The 4,920-nt window shown below is 70.6% G+C and carries 4 protein-coding genes; 2 read left to right on the top strand and 2 right to left on the bottom strand.

The annotated features are described in order from the left end of the window. Positions 1–1,279: CoA-acylating methylmalonate-semialdehyde dehydrogenase (locus tag LWC35_RS38530; RefSeq protein ID WP_372463178.1), on the bottom strand; the 1,279-nt coding region annotated here is incomplete at its 3' end. A gap of 214 nt (positions 1,280–1,493) precedes the next feature. Between LWC35_RS38530 and LWC35_RS38525 the strand changes: the two genes are divergently transcribed. Together LWC35_RS38525 and LWC35_RS38520 are read left to right on the top strand one after the other, a co-directional pair. Continuing rightward, positions 1,494–2,909 (top strand): amidohydrolase family protein, encoded by a 1,416-nt coding sequence (locus LWC35_RS38525; protein WP_232875538.1) that lies wholly within the window; start codon positions 1,494–1,496, stop codon positions 2,907–2,909. 24 nt (positions 2,910–2,933) lie between these two features. Further along, a complete protein-coding gene (locus LWC35_RS38520) occupies positions 2,934–3,935 on the top strand; it encodes an LLM class flavin-dependent oxidoreductase (RefSeq protein ID WP_232875537.1) in 1,002 nt (333 codons plus the stop codon). A gap of 62 nt (positions 3,936–3,997) precedes the next feature. Here LWC35_RS38520 and LWC35_RS38515 read toward each other — a convergent pair whose 3' ends face one another. Next, complete coding sequence (locus LWC35_RS38515; protein WP_232875540.1) at positions 3,998–4,753, bottom strand: ABC transporter permease subunit; 756 nt, start codon at positions 4,751–4,753, stop codon at positions 3,998–4,000. Between the last annotated feature and the right edge of the window lie 167 nt (positions 4,754–4,920).

Here is a 4,920-nt window from a genome sequence, read left to right as displayed (position 1 = left end):
CGTTCTGGAACTTGCGCGCCGCGCCGCCGTCGTTGGTGAAGATCGCCGTCCCGTTCCCGTACGGGTTGGCGTTGATCAGCTCCACGGCGTCGGCGTAGGAGTCCACCCGCACCACCGACAGCACCGGGCCGAAGATCTCGTCGGTGTAGATGCTCATGTCGGTGCGCACGTTGTCGAACAGCGTCGGGCCCACGAAGAACCCGGCCCCGTCGGCGTCGAACGAGCCCTGCCGGCCGTCGACCACCAGCGTCGCCCCGGCCGCCTCGCCCGCGTCGATGTAGCCCGACACCCGGTCCTTGGCCACCGAGGTGACCAGGGGGCCCATGTCGCAGCCCCGCCGCCCGTCCCCGGTGCGCAGCGCCTCGGCCCGCGACTTGATCTTCCCGACGAGCTCGTCGGCGATGTCGCCCACCGCGACCAGCGCCGAGATCGCCATGCAGCGCTCACCCGCCGAACCGAACCCGGCGTTGATCGCCTGGTCCGCGGCCAGGTCGAGATCGGCGTCGGGCAGCACCACCATGTGGTTCTTCGCCCCACCCAGCGCCTGCACCCGCTTGCCGTGCGCCGTGCCGGTCTCGTACACGTACCGCGCGATCGGGGTCGACCCGACGAAGCTGATCGACTTCACGCCGGGCGAGGTCAGCAGCGCGTCGACCGCGGTCTTGTCGCCGTTGAGGACGTTGAACACGCCGTCGGGCAGCCCCGCCTCGCGCCACAGCTCGGCGATCCACAGCGCCGCGGTGGGGACCTTCTCCGAGGGCTTGAGCACCACGGTGTTGCCCGCGGCGATCGCGACCGGGAAGAACCACATCGGCACCATGGCCGGGAAGTTGAACGGCGAGATGATCCCCACCACGCCCAGCGGCTGGCGGATCGAGGCCACGTCCACACCGGTCGAGGCGTTCTCCGTCGCCGAACCCTTCAACAGGTGCGGGGCGCCACACGCGAACTCGACGACCTCCTGGCCTCGCGCGACCTCGCCGGCCGCATCAGAGAGGACCTTGCCGTGCTCCCACGTGATGATCGACGCGAGCTCGCCGGAGCGCTCGTTCAGCAGCTCGCGGAAGCGGAACAGGACCTGGGTGCGCTTGGCCAGCGAGGTGTCGCGCCAGGCCGGGAACGCCGCCTTCGCCGCCGCGATCACCTCCGCGGCCTCCTCCTCCGACGCCAACGGCAGCGACGCGGTGACCTCGCCCGTCGCCGGATTGGTCACGTCCGAGAACCGGCCGGACTTGCCGTCGACCTTCTGGTCGTCGGCCCAGCGGTACTGGGTGGTGATCGCGCCTGCAGGGCGCGTTGAAGAGTTCACACAGAAATGAGATCTCAAGATCTATAGCTGGCAAGACCGATGTGGCGAGTCGGGTTGGCGCATTGAACAGGAGTTACGTACTGGTAACACGCGAGGGGAGTGGCGTCAGTGGTGGACTCTTGACACGTCCATGAGGACTGAGGGAGTTTTGCGATCTCAAGTGCTCCCTGCCTCTGGAGTTTTCATGACAGACCCCACCGCGTCCCCAGCGTCCTGCGATCTGCTTGTCACGGCCGGGTGGGTGATCACGGTGGACGCCGAGCGGCGGATCGTCCGGGACGGTGCCGTCGCGGTGGCCGACGGCGTCATCGTCGCCGTCGGCAAGGCCGTGGAGCTGGACCGGGCTTACCGGCCCGCTCGGCGGATCGACCGACCGGAGGCCGTCGTGCTGCCCAGCATGGCCAACGGCCACCGGCACCTGCTGTGCTGCGCGAAGGGTGCGATGCCCGAGGGTGGCACCACGCTGGAGTCCCTGCGTCGCTTCATCTACCCGTCGTTCTCGTCGCTCGGGCCCGAGGACATGAACGTCTACGCGCGCCACGCCACGGCCGAGATGATCCGCAACGGCACCACGCTGTTCGAGGAGCCCGGCTGCAACCACATCGACGCCGTTCTTCCCGCCATCGCCGAGTCCGGCATGCGCGCGCGCATCGGCCTGTGGACGTGGGACCAGCGCGGCTCCGGCGGGGACGCCGGCCTGCCGGACTGGCTGGCGCTCGACACCGCCGCCGCGATCAAGCGCCTCGAGCACGGCCTGGAGACCGTGCAGGCCTTCGGCAACGAGCGGATCCGCCCGGCCGTGTGCGTCGAGGGTGTGACCACCTGCTCCGACGAGCTGACCGTCGCCGCCGCTCGGCTGGCCGAGGAGTCGCAGACCCTCGCGGTGCAGCACAAGTCGACCAGCGAGCGTGAGGTGGCCCTCGAGCTGCAGGTCTTCGGCGAGCGCCCGATCCAGCACACCGCCAGCATCAAGGCGCTGAACCCGTACACCCTGCTCAACCACGTCACGAGCCTCGACCTGGAGGACGTGGCCGCCATCGCGGACACCGGCGCGACCGTCTCGTGGAACCCCAGCACGGCGCTGAAGCTGGCCAAGGGGACCACCCAACACAGCAAGTGGCCTGAGCTGATCGCCGCGGGCGTCCCGATGGGCCTGGGCACGGACGCGGAGAACTGCTCGAACCACCAGGACATCTGCCGCGCCATCTACCTCGCCGCGCTGCTGCCGCGCGATGCCCGGGAGGATCCCACGGCCGTCAGCGCAGAGACCGCCGTCGAGCTGGGCACCCTGGGCGGTGCTCGGGCCCTGCGGTTCGACGACGTCACCGGGTCCCTGGAGGTCGGCAAGCAGGCCGACCTCGTCGTGTTCGACACGAACGACTACGACTGGCGCCCCCTGCACAACCCCATCGCCAACCTCGCCTACGGGGTCACCGGCCACTCGGTCGACACGGTCCTCATCGGCGGACAGGTGGTGCTGGAAAACAAGAAGAGCACCGTGTTCGACGAGGACGCCCTGCGCGAGGAGGTCGAGGCCACCGACCGCAGGATCCTCAAGAAGATCGGCATCGACCCGGCGCCGGCCTGGCCCGTCATCTGACCATCACTCCGGAAGGTTCCCCACATGTACGGCGGCGTCGCGCTCCAGCCGGTCTACGCACCCGAGCAGTTCGTCTCGATGGTCCGGCGGGTCGAGGAGGTCGGCATCGCCGACCTCTGGCTCACCGACTCGTCCCTCCACTCCCGCTACTGCTACTCCTACCTCACCCTTGCGGCGACGAACTCGCAGCGCCTGCGGCTGGGCACCGCGGTCACCAACCCGGTGACGCGGCACCCGGCCATGGCGGCCGTTGGGATCTCGACGATCGACGAGATCTCCGGCGGTCGCGCGGTCTACGGCATCGGCGCGGGTGACCGGCCGCTGGAGGCACTCGGCCTCAAGCCCGCGCGGCTCGCCCTGCTGGAGGACGCCATCACCGCCGCCCGCAGCCTGTGGACCGGCGAGCACGTCGACATGATTGCGCGCGGGTTCACCCTCGACGACGCGCACCTGCGCTTCCCGGCTCGCCAGGACATCCCCGTCTACATCTCGGCGAGCGGCCCGAAGACTCTGGAGTTGGCCGGGCGGGTGGCCGACGGCGTCATCCTGCTGGCGGGCCTGCACCCGGACGGGCTGACCTACGCCCTGGAGCACATCGACCGGGGCGTGGACCTGGCGGGCCGGGACTCGCGTCCGAAGATCACGGTCTTCGCCTACGGTGCGATCGACGAGGACGAGGACGTCGCCCTCGCCGCCGGCCGCACGATCGCCGCGTGGTTCCCGATGACGGCGCCGGTCTACTGCGGGCTCGCGGGCCTGTCCCCGGAGCTCGTCGAGCAGGTCCGTGCCCAGTACGCGGGCGGGGAGTTCCAGGAGGCGGAGAGAGCAGCGGCGCTCCTGCCCGACGATTTCGTGCGCCGGATGTCTCTGTCCGGCAACCGGGCCGCGGCCCGCGAGCACATCCGCACGCTGGACAAGCTGGGCATCGACAGCATGGCGGTGTTCCCGCTCGGCGGGGACGCCGACAGCAGGCTGGCGACCGTCACCGCGTTCGCGGAGTGCCTGCGCGACGAGGGCCATCTCTGATCTCCGCGCTCGAACGAGGGCCCCGCAGCCGATCGGCTGCGGGGCCCTCGTCTCGGGTGTGCTCAGCCTCGGACGGGGAGCACCCGCCCGAGCATGGCGGGGGCGCGGACCCGCCGGGCCGAGGCGGCGAGTGCGACCAGGCTGAGCACGTAGGGCAGGCTCAGCCAGAACTGCGACGGCAGCGCGAAACCGGGCACGAGGGCCGCTCCCAGGGTCCCCACCACGACACACAGCACCGCCCCGAGCAGCACCCACCGCAGCGGCGAACCCGAGCGCCGGGCCCGCCACGCCCCGACGGCGCCGATCACGAGCCCGAGTGCGACCAGCGCGATCCACACCTGCTGCGGCACCGCACCCATCGACTGCAGGCGCAGCTGGAGAGCGTCGGTGAAGCCGAAGACCAGGCAGGCCGCGACCACGCCGTAGGGCCGCCACTGCCCGAAGACCACGGCGGCGAGCGCGAGGAACCCGCGTCCGGCGGTCATGTTCTCGGCGAACAGCCCGACCTGGCCCACGGACAGGAACGCTCCGGCGAGCCCGGCGAGGGCGCCGGCGGCGAGGACGGCGCTCCACTGCACCCGCGCCACGTCCACACCGGTCGAGTCCAGCACCTCGGGCTTCTCCCCGGCCGAACGCAGCCGCAGGCCCCGTCTGCTCCGGTAGAGCAGGTACGCGACGACCGGGCCGAGCACGTAGGCGAGGTAGACCAGCGGCAGCTGGTGGAACAGCACCGGTCCGATGCCGGGGATGTCCGACAGCAGCGGCACCGCGTACGGCTCCATCTTCACCGTCGTGGGCTGGGTGCCGCCGAACTGCAGGCGGTAGAGGAACAGGGTGAGCCCGGCGGCCAGCAGGTTCCGTGTCGGCGCTCGACGTCTCGGTGCAGGGCGCCGTGCTGAACATGCTGAAGGACTACGTGGAGCAGAACCGGGCGGGGCTGTTCTTCGTCTCGCACGGGATCCCCGCCACGGCGTTCCTGGTCGAC

The organism is Pseudonocardia kujensis (genome assembly GCF_021283305.1).
GTDB classification, from domain to species: domain Bacteria; phylum Actinomycetota; class Actinomycetes; order Mycobacteriales; family Pseudonocardiaceae; genus Pseudonocardia; species Pseudonocardia kujensis.
This window is presented reverse-complemented; position numbering and strand designations above follow the sequence as displayed.

Bases quoted from the DNA above. Each gene is read 5' to 3' on its own strand.
- LWC35_RS38525 (WP_232875538.1), top strand. From the start codon at position 1,494: ATGACAGACCCCACCGCGTCCCCAGCGTCCTGCGATCTGCTTGTCACG.
- LWC35_RS38520 (WP_232875537.1), top strand. From the start codon at position 2,934: ATGTACGGCGGCGTCGCGCTCCAGCCGGTCTACGCACCCGAGCAGTTC.